This is a genomic window from Vibrio sp. QJM3NY_39 (assembly GCF_057785895.1).
On sequence record NZ_CM173505.1, the window covers coordinates 2,328,556 to 2,341,920 of the forward strand.

A 13,365-nucleotide genomic window follows, 5' to 3' on the forward strand; every position below is an offset into this window, starting at 1 on the left:
ATACTCTTTGTCAGATTACACTTATTCAAAATAATATTACAATTGATAGGAATATATATTTACACCAACATTATTGAGTGCTAAATTATTTATATGCACTAATAATAAAAATAATGATGGTGATTGAAATGACACTTAAAGAAGCAATAAATAATGTAAACAACGCACTTTCCATTGAACCAAATAAAGAAAAGGTCTCAGTTTCTTACAACTGCCCAAAATTAAAACTTGGCTCGAATATAGTTGACGTGAGAGCTATCGTTACAGAGTACGATGAAAATAATGAGTTTGCATCCAGATCAAAATCTCAGTCAATCATTAAAGTTGACTTGAGAGAAGTTGCTGAGATTCCAAGTGAGCGTAAGCTTGAACTAAAATATTCAACTCAATACTTCAAAGACAACTATAGCATTATGAGCCTTCAGCAGCGCGAATATCAAAAGATTAAGATGTACTGTAAAGCAGCTATTGATGCAAACAATGCAGAAAGAGCAGCACAGCTACGCGGTAGAGCCACAATCTTTGACGATACAGAAATTCATAAGTGCGCAGTGTCAATTCACGAATTATGTGAATGGGTAAGTAATATTGAATACGTTGATGAGTTAAGAGCAGATGAAGCGCAAGATATACAACAAGCTGCTGCACGACTTGAATTCATTATGGAGCGACTGGGATACGGAGTAACATCGTTCAATACTGAAAAATACAAAAACGACTCAATCGCACAGAAAGCACACGCTACTTATGCTGTATTCAAATGTCAGAACGACGAGACTAAGATTGCCAGATTTAAGAATTGTGATGAATCGTTAATTGACCCGCTTTCTGACTCAGCAACGAAAGGAACAGTATCGTCAGCCAGGCAAGTATACGAAGAATCTTGCGGAAGACCAGTTGCAGACAGTCCAAGGAGAGGGAGAAAATCAACCAATTCGCCGAAGGCGGCACCTTAAAAGTCAGTCGGTGCTTACACCGACTCTCCCCTTCAGCTCTGTCGGTTAAACCGACGTTGACATCAAGCCCAGCAATAATTATCGTCTCAATAAGAACTCACGTAGATAATTTTCGTAAAGGAACTACCAATGAAAATCTTACATCTTTCTGATTTGCACCTGGAATTTAGCTCAATGGATGTTCCTACAACTGATGCTGAAATTGTAGTTTTAAGCGGAGATATTCACGCTGGATCTAGAGGAATCGATTGGGCTTCTCAGTTCGATATCCCAGTCATTTACATACTAGGTAATCATGAGTTTTATGGGTTCACTCAGTTTGATGAGCTAATTCAAAAATGCCGCGACAAAGCTAGAAGATACCCAAACATTCATTTTCTAGAAAATGAGAGTGTTTTGATTGATGGTGTGAGGTTCCACGGAGCAACATTTTGGACGGATTTCAAACTGGAAAACAACGCGACTCTTTCTATGCATTATGCCCGAAATGCAATTAACGATTACCGAAAAATCACTTATAAAGACCAGTATTTCACTCCTGAAATTGCTGCTGCACTACATGCCGAATCTAGGCTCTGGCTCTACAACTCAGTGGAGGCATCGACTGAAAAAAAGAATGTAATCGTTACCCATTATCTGCCGACTGTTGAAGCTATACAGCCCAAGTTCAAAGGCTCACCTATTAATGCTGCTTTTGCCTCTGATTGTCATGAATTCTCTGAACTAGCTGAAAAAATCTCGATTTGGCTCTATGGTCATAATCATCACTGCAACGATTTTATGAGTAACGGTATCTGGTACTCTACTAATCAGCGAGGATATTGTGGTATTGAATTAGTAGAAGATTTTAATCCGCGTAAAGTTATCGATATCAATGATCTTTTTTAGTCAAAATCTGGAATGTCTTTTGGAGGATAGTTGGGCAACTTAGATGGATCAATCACTACAGATTTCAAACTTTCTTTGTCAATCGAGTAGCTGCCGTCATCACGAGATTTAAACAAATCATCATAAAAACGCCTCTGCGACTCTTGCTTTTGACGTCTCATTTCATCGTAACTTTTCGCATTAGCCATAGTTCAAAAGTCTCGTTATTTGATACTTAAACAGCTTGCGCAACTTGATATCAATGACCCCCTCTTGATTGACTAGCTGATTGTAATGCCTTTTTTGGTATGAGTACTTTTACATCATTAAATCAAAGCTCATCTAAATCGACGTCAATTTCGGGCGAATTTATTCTTTTGTTGACGAGTTCTCGGTCTATCTCATCTTCTTCGATTTCAAGCTGAGCATCAAAAACATCGACTCGCTCCGTCAGGAAGTCGCAATCAGCTTTTTCTAAGCTCTTATCGAATGAGATCCATTCTTTGTCTGCCGTTCCCATCTTTTTTTCAGCTTATCAATTGATTCCTCGCAACTAAAAGGCCACTTTTCGACTCCAACAACCCGTCCAAGATCAGTATCAAACATGATCGACCTATTCTGCAAAAAATCAAAACCAGATGGCAACTCATAGCTATACTCAAGAAGCTTTGCTCTAACCTCGTCCTCACTCATTTTTTCAAAACCTAGTTTAATAATATTCACTATCATCTATATCCTATTTTAATGTTGGATCAACGCCTTCGCTCAGGAAAAAAAGCTTTCGCTAGCTCATGTTCGTTAAACCCATTGCATTAGCTTACACCCATGCAACCTCTTCAATATCACTTTTAATACTCACCTACTCCCATATAAGTACTTCCATTTTTGGTTCTAAATCAGTCGACCTTAAAACATACTTGTACAACCAGTCACTGAATAAGGCATCTCTACTGTTTTGCTAAACATTTATGATATGAACAAATCCCCTCCTAAGCAGTAACACTTTGAGGTTTAGTACTTTTAAGTTGAAATCTGTTTAAATATACAGTATGTTAATTATTAGCTCATAGCATAGTTCTTATGCTCTCACCCGAGCCAACGATACTTCTGGTTCAGCAGTATCCACATTTTAAAAATAATATGAATAAAAAGCACAAGATGCACCCAAGTATCTAGGTCTTTAAAGACCATAAGTTTTTGCATATTTTTTTTGAAATCTGGAGGCTGTTATGACAACAAATTTCGTAAATTTAACTCCCAAGTCAAATTATTACACTGCATCTATGCGGTGCTTTTGTCGTGCTTCTTTCCTTCCTAATCTTTTATTAATTTAACAAGGATATTCATATGGATAACTACACTCGTGACCGAATACTTTTGGCTATATTGGAAATGATAAATATGGGTTATGACATAGAGCATCTATGGAACTTTCAAGAACATGGAGCTACAGGTAAGCAGCTAAAAGATATGTACAAAGCCGTTTACTTACTATCCAAAAAGCCTCATCTAACAGTAAAACAATTTCTGATGGAATCAAAGCTTACAGATAAATTCATCAACGACATGGGTGGCTATCGTCATTTAAGAGAACTGCTAGGATTCGATGAATATTACCTAGCTCCTGGTTACGAAAAAACTCGAAATAACCTTCTCAACTTAGATGACTATCGTTGATTTTAACGACTGTATTAATGATGAAGGTATCCTCTGGCTGAATATCTTCATCATTCGATAGGACAACTGAAGAGGCTCAAGATGATTAGTTTTATTATTGAAAGACAACATCACATTGTCGTTATTATGCTAAACAAAAGCCATATAGATCAAAGCTTACATTTGGAGCTGTCTATGGATATAAGCAACAACTGCGGAATAGTGGTACCAAAAGTCATTGCGGATATACTCATTGTTAAACTTATCTTTAAGCTAGAAATTATTGATTTTAACTACCGTAATAACACCTTCATTTTTCATAAAAAAGATACCCAAAGAGTCACTGACTTATTCGAGATCTATAAACAAATTTTTGATCACAATAAGCAATATCTTTTAGTCCAATACATTGATGAGGATGGGCATCCACAGAATCGATTTGAGCTTGATGTTTCCAAAAAAAAAGAAATAATCCATGACGCAAAAAAGAACAAAGAGCCTTTAGATCTGCTACAAGTAGCTGAACACATTGTAATTGATGTAATCAGTATTCGGCGATTCGGGCTCCACACCGAAATCATCAATCGTTTAGGGCCATAACCAGTTTCCATCTAGTAACAAATAGTAACTCTAAAACATTTATTTGCAGACGCTGCCATCTAAGTGATAGCAGCACTGTGTGATGAACTCTTTAACCGTTTACGGAACATTGATCAGGACAACAAACTAGTTTGTCGTCTGGAAAACAAGAACCTACAAGATCAATCAGTCTTGATATGTACGCGTAATTATTCACCAAAGTACGTTTAATACAGTATAATATGCAACTATTATTGAGCATAAAATAGGCTAGGAAAGTTGACAATTAAAGCAGGCAAACTTCGTCATATGGTTCATACCATACTTGAAGGAGACACTCTTCATTCTCACCAAGTTAACGCAGCAACCAAAACGTTTAATGCACTAGTTGGTGATGTTCGAGCAGTTGTTACTGCGGCTGAAATGCAAGCAGGTAAATCAGGAATAGCTCTTGCCTTATGCTGCTTACAAAGACTCAGTTTAAGTGACACCGATATCTGTGATCGCAAGCAACTCAAAGATACGCTTTACTTAGTGACCATGCCTGATACCGCTCTAAAAGAGCAAGCCGAAGCTGACCTAAGGTTAGCGAAGAATGTAGTCGTTAGTAACTTTGTTAATTTTGAAAAAGCGTTGGAGAATGACTTTAAAGGAAATCCGCCTAAGCTGATCATCATTGATGAATGTCACTACGGCTCAAACGTATCTGCCGTCAGATACAGCAAGATCTTTGATTACCTTGAACAAGAGAACGATAGCTGTAAAGTTGTATTCATTTCTGCAACTCCTTTCGGCGCTCTATATGGCGCTGAAACTGAATATCAAGAGGCGATTGAAATTCAGCAAGAAGCCGAATATGAGGACGATCAGGCTCTTATTCTTGAGGCGCAACTAGCTGCCCAAAGTGCACTTAGCGACTCTATTTTGAGACGTGATTTCAATACCCGATTAGTATTTCACAAGACAAGCGATGAATACTACGGTGTTCGTGAAATGCTTAAGAGCAGTAAAGTGAAAGGGCTTGAACAAGATACTAAAAACTTCCTCGTTGATTCACCAGAACGTACTGAGTTTATTCAGCAATTCAATTCTCATGAAGGTATGGGCTGGTCACTAGTACGTGTGCCTGCTGGTTTTGCTATGGACGCCAAAGAGTTTCTAATTAGCCAAGGGATCGATGAAAGTTCTGTTTATATTCTAGGTAACTCACTTACTGGCGTTCCCGAAGATGAACATTGCAGCATAGAACGTTTTAAGCGTGAGTTTGATGACGCCCAAATCTTCGAGGATAAATTAATTGCAATAACCGTTGCTGGAGCAAGAGCTGGCATCAACTTCGGTGCCATGATGAAGAACAATCTCATCTCGACTTGGGATAGCACTGTTGCTAGCGTTGCAGCAGTAGTACAAGCCAACATAGGTCGTGCATGTGGTTATCACGGGAATAATTCATCACTGCACTTTACCAACCTCAATGCAACAGAAGCCTATGCCTCTATCTTGGATCACTTAGAAAAAACTTGCTCCGAGGAAGCCGCATCGGATTTTGATGGGCTAAGAGAATTCTTTGAAGATGTTTGTCAAGAATATCAAGTTAATGGATTAGATGTTGGCTTAACCATCAAGTACAAACGTAGACGCCCCATAGGTGACGTTGAGACATACCGAACTGACAGTTATATCGCTGTACCCGCAAAATTATTAGAAGACGAAGCAGACTTTAGTCAGCACACCAGAGATAAACACCTTCTTCAAGCAATCGAGATAATTCGCAACGAATTTACTGCTAAAGGAGCGCCAAGCGTTAAAGGCAACCGAGCTATGCGTGGCAAAAAGAAGAACTGGATAAAAGCTCAATGGGTCAATGGTGATAGCTACAATAACCCTGAAAAAGCTCATGCGGACGGTACTCAAGAAGAGAAAGCCAAGCTCTACACGACAATGCTCGACAACGATGAGTATCTTGAGTTTAACCGTGTTGTCGCTCCTGGTTCAGGCGAACTATCAGAAAACAAGCTAGTTACAGCGACCATATTCAGCGTATACAATATTTCTCGTCGCCAGGTTGATAAAAAAATCATGACCTTAGAAGAGGTTTATGACATGTGTGATTATTTCGATATCGAGCGAGACGACACAATGTTTGTACTTTACAAGCGTGGTGAATACGATATAGAACGTTCCATCGCGAAGAAACAACATAATGAATTGCCTGAAAAATCTGGAGATCTAAGCGATGAATCTCATTTTTCAGACAAAACCGAATCGGTACATAACTAATCTTCATGGGGGCTTGTTAGCTCCCATTTTTGGTACTAACCATGAATAACTCTGATAAGCACCGCAAACTTGCTGAGCATACAATTTCAAATAATACGTATCCACACCAACGCGAAGCTGCACAACAAGCATTCAACCAGTTTAAGGCAGGATCTAGAGCAGTCGTCATTGCTGCGGAAATGCAATCAGGTAAATCTGGCATTGCTCTCGCCCTATCCTGCTTACAAAGACTATCACTTTCGGACGAAGCCATAGTAGACAGAAAATGTCTGAAGGACACTTTATACCTAGTGACCATGGCTGACCTTGCTCTTCAGGAACAAGCAAAGCAGGATCTTGCGGCTAGTAAGAACGTTGTTGTTAGTAACTTTACAAATTTTGAAACAGCATTAAAAACACACTTCAAGTTTCAAGCCCCTAAGCTAATCATTATTGATGAGTGTCACTATGGCTCGAGTAGTGATAGCGTTCGATATGACAAGATCTTCAATTACCTTGAACACAACAACCAAGCTTGTAATGTCGCTTTTGTCTCAGCAACCCCTTTTAGTGCGCTCTATGCCGCAGGCGCTGATTCAATACTCCGCCATAACTTCGATACTTCTTTAGTCTTCCATAAAACCAGCGATGAGTACCACGGCATTAGGCAAATGCATCGCAACAACCAAATCATTAAATTGGATGAAAATTCGCGAGACTTCTGTGATACATCTTTACTACGAAACCGTTTTATCCGTCAGATCAAAGAGCACGAAGGATCAGGATGGTCATTAATTCGCGTACCAAGTAGCCAAGCTAAGATTGCAAGGGAAGTTTTACTATCTAATGGTATTGAACCACATCAAATCCATATCATTGGTCAAAAGCTTGTTGGCCTCGAAGATCACGAGCTTTCTTCTATCAATGACTTTAAGCGTGAATACGAAACTGCTGCATTATTTGATGACAAACTGATAGCAATCACTGTCGCTGGATTTAGGGCTGGCGTTAACTTCGGTCAAGAGATGAAAGAGACACTGATCAACTCTTGGGATAGCACAATTGCCAATATTGCAGCAGTTGTACAAGCTAATATTGGTCGAGCTTGTGGTTATCATCAGAATACAACAGCAAAACACTATACTAACCTAGATGCGGCGAGAGCCTATGGTGAACTACTTGATCACTTAGAGTCCAATCACAACAGTCATGAGCTTGGTGGTCTTCATCAATTGTTCGAGCAAATTTGTTCACGCTATGAGGTAAGAGGGTTTGACCGTGGTACAACAGTAGCTCCAGTTTCTGAAACTAAAGTGATAAAGAAGCTTATTGACAGTAAATCATACTCAACCAAAGGTTATATTGCTGTTCCTGGTAAACTTCGAGATCCTAACTTCGACTTCTCCAAATTTACAACTGATCCAGAGTTTCTAAATGCTATCAGCTTAATCCGTCTAGAGCTAATAGGTGATGATGGGCCATATAGAAAGAAAAACCGCGCCCTTCGTGGCGATCATCAGAACTGGATCAAAGCACAATGGGTGAACGGTGCAACTTATGATGATGGCACTCCAAGTTGTGCAAAGGCAAGAACCCTAGCCTTTACTTCTCAGTTGAATCAAGGAGAAGAAATATCATTTAATCAAGTTGTGAACCCTGGCGGCGGAGAAAAAACTGAAGATAAGAAGGTAATGGCAAGTATCTTTAGTACTTATAACCTCTCTGGTCAGATGGACGCTTTTAAGCGTTCTTTAGATTCAGATGATCTGGAGGAGATTTGTAGTTTACTAGATGTAGAACACGACCGAGACACCTTGATTGTTCTTTACAAACGAGGTGCAATATCAGAAAAAGATTTAGATGATGAGTCGAATGTCAACCAGGAAATTCATACCACTCGTATACGACATAACAGTGTCTTCTAGGTACAACAAAGCCGCGATGTTCGCGGCTCTGTCTTCGATAAATTACCGCTTTTTGTGAATCAAGATATAGAAAAAATGAATATTACGGTTGAGGTAAGGCTTAGATTTTTACGAGTTAGCGCTCTTGTTAACAGGGTTGTCAGTTAATGGAGACGCTAGGTGCTGGATTAGTACAATTAAAGTCCCCACTTGTTTCGTTGTTCTAGAGTCCAATCATCTTCTTTTTCTTGCTCTGTACGCATATCAAAATGACTCAAATCTTCCAATTTCTCATCATCTGTATAATTGTCTTCTGTAATACTATGCTGAAAGGATTTGCTTGCGGCTTCCTGTATACTTTCCCAACCTTCTATAATTTTTTGGTTAGGCTCGAGCTTGCAGACATGCTCTACCTTTAGAGCTTTCCAACCCCATTGGAATTTTTTTTTGTTGTAATTTAGTATCGTAGTACCAGTTATAGTATCACCGTCGCCTACATTGTGGTTTGTCATAAGTGTTGGCGGAACAAAAATATTGTCGTCAGTAAACCCCATTCCATTAGATGCTCTAACACTACAACTAAAGTCTTTATACACGAGTGAGCTAGGTGCTTTATCTGTTGGTTTCACTGATAAAACTCTATAACGCTCGCCCTGCTTAGTTTTAAATTGAGCTACTTTTACAGCAAGAAAATCGCCTTCTTTTACATTAAAATCGATATCCGAAAAGTGAACAACTGAGCTAACCTTCCTATTTACGATGAAATGAAACATCTCTTTTTTCTGATTCACATGGTCAACTACCGCGATATGATCGGTAAAGATATCCCAGTTAGCATCATAATCACGCTGAGCTATCAAAAAAACTTGGTATCTACCACTAGCATCAAAATCACCTTTAATGCTTAACCCAGATCCAACATCACCAAATTTGTACTTGTTTTCAGGAACTGAAATTTCTATTGGTTCACTTTTGCCTTGCGGTACTAGATATAACTTTCTTTTTGGTTTATTTGGCTTATCGGGTATCGTGAATTTTTCCCCAACACAAGCTTTCACCAATGGCAAATCGTTAAATAGCAACTCTTCTGCCTTTGATACGTTCGATTGATAGTATTTCTTGTTAGATTCTGTAGCAGTAAAGGTTTTATACCACTCCTGAGCTTGGAGCTTCTCTGCGTCTTCTGGAACCTTCAGTCCGTCTTTGGTTTTAGATGTAATTACTTTCTCTATTTCATGTTTAGCTTCAGCAAATTCGCCCTGAGAAGCCAATGCTTGCGCCATTTTAATACGTACTTTAGCTGTAAATTTATCATCCGTGTAACAAAGCAAAGCCTTGCAATAGCAACTCAGTTCAATTGACTTATCAAGATCTGCATTAACTTCCCCAAGCAATGCCCAAGACCAGTAATCACTGGCTTTAGAACGGGTAACGTCGGTAGAAAAACGCAAGGCTTCTTTACTTCGTCCCAATTTTAAAAGCAGTTTCGCTTTATTGAGCTTGAGCCAAATATTTTCAGGAAAACGCTCAATAGCATTATCTAAATGTGGGAGAATATATTGTAAATTTTCGAGAATATCAGAAGCAACAGATTCCTTGGCAGCCTGCTGAATAACTTTTTCAGCTAATGATGGATATTGATCCCCGTTATTGTTGATATAAGGCTCATAGTCCTCTTCTCTAAGGGAGTCTAACTGCCAATACCTCGAAAAGCTGATCAGACTAAAACTAGAATTACCAGCTAACTTAGCTGCTTGCTGCAATATACTTGAATGTAATAGAGAAGGCTTTTCAACAAGCTGGAGCTTAATATAATCAGCTAACAACCTTTTTGAACTAGATACATTTATATGCTCTTGAGCCAGCGAATGCTGTAAGAGTCGGAATAACTCCCACCCTAAAGAGGTTTGTACATTCAAATCGCCTGCACCTGCGCTACAAAGCTGCTTATAAATATTAGCAGCCTGTAGGTGATTCCCTTGTTTACTTAAAGATTTGGCCTTTTGTATCAATCGCCCATTAGGGTTGCACAACGATAGTGCGTATTGAACCTGAGTCGTTAATATCTCATCACTTGCAGCAACGTCTATCGATTGCAGTTGCTGTGAATAATAAGCTAAGTTTTGTTGCTGATCGGACTGAGAGTCTCGTTTCAACAAATCTATTAAGCACCAAGCTAATGCCTTAAAATTCCATTCATCAGAAGCATTTTCCTTAACAAGCTCTACAGCCATCTGATATGCTTCATCAAGTTGCCCAGATTTACGCTTAGCAAAAACATCTTTACTAGTAATCATCCGCTCAGCCCCTCTGTAAGTATCAGGTCAATCTCAGCGACAAGATCAGAGCCAACGCATTTACTTGGTAAAACAGACTTTTTAGTAAATTGTTGCTTACCATTAAAGTTAATATCAAAAACTGCAACAGAATTGCCCTTACTAAACGTATATCTCAATGCCCATTGCTGCTCTTCCGCTGAGTTCAAAGTAATACCTGCACTACTCACCAGCTCCATCAGACGCTGGTGAAACTGATTTTGAAATTCCTGCGAAAATAAAACTTCAACTGCTTCACTCGAATCATTGACCAAGCCAAATTTTAATGGTGCTAGTAGCTCTGCAACCTCGCTACTAAACGGATTAACTTCGATCAACTTAACCTGACTCACTTTTCCCTTTGCGTTATACCAAATATTGACCCTAGCGAATTCACTTCCTCGTTGAATAGTATATGCCTCGTGATATTGCTTATGATCAATATCAACTACAGCACAGCCACTACCTTTTAAGGAGTCACGAACTGAGCCTAATAGCTGCATTAAAAATGCTTCACTCTTAGGTATACCAAATGTGTTGTCATCTGAGAGATCAAATACTGGAGATTGATCAATGTTGTTGCCTTCAAGCTGGACGGAAACGGTAGTCTCGTGCACATTTACTTTAGGAGCAGGTTCTATGAAACCATTACCAACGGTTGTTACTGATTTCAAACCCCCACCGAGTTTTATTTTGGGAGGCTCTAATAAGTACAACTGCTTGGCGGTACGAGTGATTGCGGTATAAAACCAACGGAAATATCCTGCACTGAGTGTATTCTGATGCGTTTTACATTTAACAAAAACATGATTCCATTCGCTACCTTGAGCTTTATGGCATGTTATTGCATAACCAAACTTAACACGAAGTGCATTAAAGTACGGATCCGCTCGCAGTGTTTCTTTGAACTCTAAGCTATTCCTACGTAGGTTTGAATGCCGCATACAAAAATCAACATACAAAGCCTTATTTTCATCAGAAGATAACTGTGGTTGCTCTGAGTAAAGTAAATTTTCGACTATTTTTGCCCTAAAGAAACGTGCGATTCCTGTGAGATCTTTAAAACCAATGTCCACCTCTCGGAAGCTCAGCTCTACCTCTACTCTCTTCTCTTTACTTTTTGGGTTTAAAACGACTCTTCTTATTTCACTCGGCCCAAGTACCTGACGAACTAAGCCAAACTCACCGTTAGAGATATAGAATCCATAGCGGTCATTGTTTGAGACAGCGATTACTTTATCGCCATTTGAAATTTCTGGTTGTTCTGGAAAGAAGTGCTCTCGAATTCGACTGTTATATTGCATCACATCACGATTTGAACCAGCAACGACTATAGACTCACCGTTGATCTTCCCCTGACATGACTCAAGGTATTTAGGTAATAAATCAGCGAATTCAATTTCCTCAACATCCGCAAAGGTAGTGTCTAGACTAAGTTGGTTAAAGACCCCTGCTTTCAGTGCATTACGTAACTGAATTGAATTTTTCATTACACCGCTGTCAGCTTTTTGTCTGACAACTTCAGTTAACTCGTAACTTACCGTATCTAAACCAAATTTTTGTTTCAGGTAATCTGCTGAGAGTGCAGGTGAAAAGCTCATTCCTATTGGTGGTAACTGTGCATCGTCCCCAATAAAAATAACTTTCTTACGGTGGTCATTGTGATCTAAATTTACAAACTTCAATAAATCACTCAATAACTTTCCTGAACCACATCGGAAAAATTCATTATCGTTGTATACATCAGAAATCATAGAAGATTCATCAATGATGAATACAGTATCAGCAGATAACTCATTTACCGCGATCTGAGCATAGAGCTTGTATGTCTCAGACTCTTCTCCTGATTCGTCTCGATATTCAACTAAATCTTTGAAAGAATAGATTGTTTTATGGATAGTAAAGGCGCTGAATCCCGTTTTATTTGAGATAACCTTTGCAGCTTTGCCTGTAGGCGCAGATAGTACACACGTACGACCGATTGACCTAAAGTACTCAGTAAGGCCTTTTGTAATGAAAGTCTTACCAGTACCCGCATAACCTTTTAGCTGAAAGACACTCTTTTCTTTATTTGAAAGAAATTGCTCTAATTGCTCTACGAGTTCAGCTTGCCCAGCAGTTAAATTATATTCCGAAAAGCTATCATGAATTGAAATATTCTTATTAGTTACTTCTTGTTCAAAATCAATAGATTGAGCAGCCTGATTTGCATTCGCCTTAAACTTCTCAAGTTTAAGTACATCAACTTCTCCACGAAGTTTAGAAAGCTCATTTAAAGCACTTTGCTCATTTGCTTCAACAGATAACAGCTCCTGTTTAGCTACTTCAAGCTGCGATTCCAACTCTTCATTGCTTTTAGAGAGCAGCCCAGATGAATCTGGTTTCTTTGGTTGAACAAAGGCTGGGTAACTTCTGTCTGATTCACCGCTGTATGCTTTATATAGCCATTGACCTAAAAAGTAGGCCTCTTTAATTAGCCATAAAGCATCGTCTGTCGTCCCTTCATCATGATGTACCGCTCTATTCCCCTTCATACGAAGCGCATGAAGTTTCTGACACACATCATCGCCAACAACTTCGATAAACTCATCTGACTTGAGTTTATCGATTAAGTTAGTTCTAGGCTCACACGGTAAGGAAAGCTCACGATAAAGCACGCCAACAATCGCCTCACAGAAGCAACGAAGTTTTGTTAAAGACGACTGAGGGTCAGTATATGCGTAACCCTCTGCGTATTGAGCAAAACTAGCTAACTGAGGCCAACGCTGCTCAAGAAGTTCAAAGTTCCCAGCCATTTATTACCTTTATTATCATTGTGACTTCATATGC

The 13,365-nt window shown here is 39.1% G+C and carries 10 protein-coding genes; 6 read left to right on the plus strand and 4 right to left on the minus strand.

Going from position 1 to position 13,365, the window contains the following annotated elements; translation table 11 throughout:
* Positions 1–128: 128 nt before the first annotated feature.
* Together AC3CHU_RS10345 and AC3CHU_RS10350 are read left to right on the plus strand one after the other, a co-directional pair.
* Positions 129–956 (plus strand): hypothetical protein, encoded by an 828-nt coding sequence (locus tag AC3CHU_RS10345; protein WP_488524485.1) that lies wholly within the window; start codon positions 129–131, stop codon positions 954–956.
* Positions 957–1,085: 129 nt separating this feature from the next.
* Entirely contained in the window at positions 1,086–1,844 is a 759-nt protein-coding gene (locus tag AC3CHU_RS10350; RefSeq protein ID WP_488524486.1) for a metallophosphoesterase, read from the plus strand.
* Here the strand turns inward: AC3CHU_RS10350 and AC3CHU_RS10355 are convergent.
* Both AC3CHU_RS10355 and AC3CHU_RS10360 read right to left on the minus strand, forming a co-directional pair.
* Entirely contained in the window at positions 1,841–2,032 is a 192-nt protein-coding gene (locus tag AC3CHU_RS10355; protein ID WP_488524487.1) for a hypothetical protein, read from the minus strand. The genes AC3CHU_RS10350 and AC3CHU_RS10355 overlap by 4 nt on opposite strands.
* 122 nt (positions 2,033–2,154) lie before the next feature.
* Positions 2,155–2,343: a hypothetical protein gene (locus AC3CHU_RS10360; RefSeq protein ID WP_488524488.1), complete on the minus strand. Its 189-nt coding sequence runs from the start codon at positions 2,341–2,343 to the stop codon at positions 2,155–2,157.
* An 827-nt stretch (positions 2,344–3,170) separates the two neighbouring features.
* On the opposite strand from AC3CHU_RS10360, the gene AC3CHU_RS10365 reads away from it, so the two are divergent.
* The 4 genes from AC3CHU_RS10365 to AC3CHU_RS10380 all read left to right on the plus strand — a co-directional run bounded on the left by AC3CHU_RS10365 (position 3,171) and on the right by AC3CHU_RS10380 (position 8,242).
* On the plus strand, positions 3,171–3,500 hold the full coding sequence (locus AC3CHU_RS10365; protein ID WP_488524489.1) for a hypothetical protein: 330 nt from the start codon (positions 3,171–3,173) through the stop codon (positions 3,498–3,500).
* Between the two features lie 81 nt (positions 3,501–3,581).
* Entirely contained in the window at positions 3,582–4,079 is a 498-nt protein-coding gene (locus AC3CHU_RS10370) for a hypothetical protein (RefSeq protein ID WP_488524490.1), read from the plus strand.
* A 258-nt stretch (positions 4,080–4,337) separates the two neighbouring features.
* On the plus strand, positions 4,338–6,338 hold the full coding sequence (locus AC3CHU_RS10375) for a glutathione synthase (RefSeq protein ID WP_488524491.1): 2,001 nt from the start codon (positions 4,338–4,340) through the stop codon (positions 6,336–6,338).
* 41 nt (positions 6,339–6,379) lie between these two features.
* Entirely contained in the window at positions 6,380–8,242 is a 1,863-nt protein-coding gene (locus AC3CHU_RS10380; RefSeq protein ID WP_488524492.1) for a DEAD/DEAH box helicase family protein, read from the plus strand.
* Between the two features lie 176 nt (positions 8,243–8,418).
* Here the strand turns inward: AC3CHU_RS10380 and AC3CHU_RS10385 are convergent, their stop codons facing one another.
* Both AC3CHU_RS10385 and AC3CHU_RS10390 read right to left on the minus strand, forming a co-directional pair.
* Positions 8,419–10,518, minus strand: coding sequence for a DUF7017 domain-containing protein (locus AC3CHU_RS10385; RefSeq protein WP_488524493.1), 2,100 nt, complete (start codon positions 10,516–10,518; stop codon positions 8,419–8,421).
* Entirely contained in the window at positions 10,515–13,331 is a 2,817-nt protein-coding gene (locus AC3CHU_RS10390) for an ATP-dependent DNA helicase (RefSeq protein WP_488524494.1), read from the minus strand. Before AC3CHU_RS10390 ends, AC3CHU_RS10385 begins: the two co-directional genes overlap by 4 nt.
* Between the last annotated feature and the right edge of the window lie 34 nt (positions 13,332–13,365).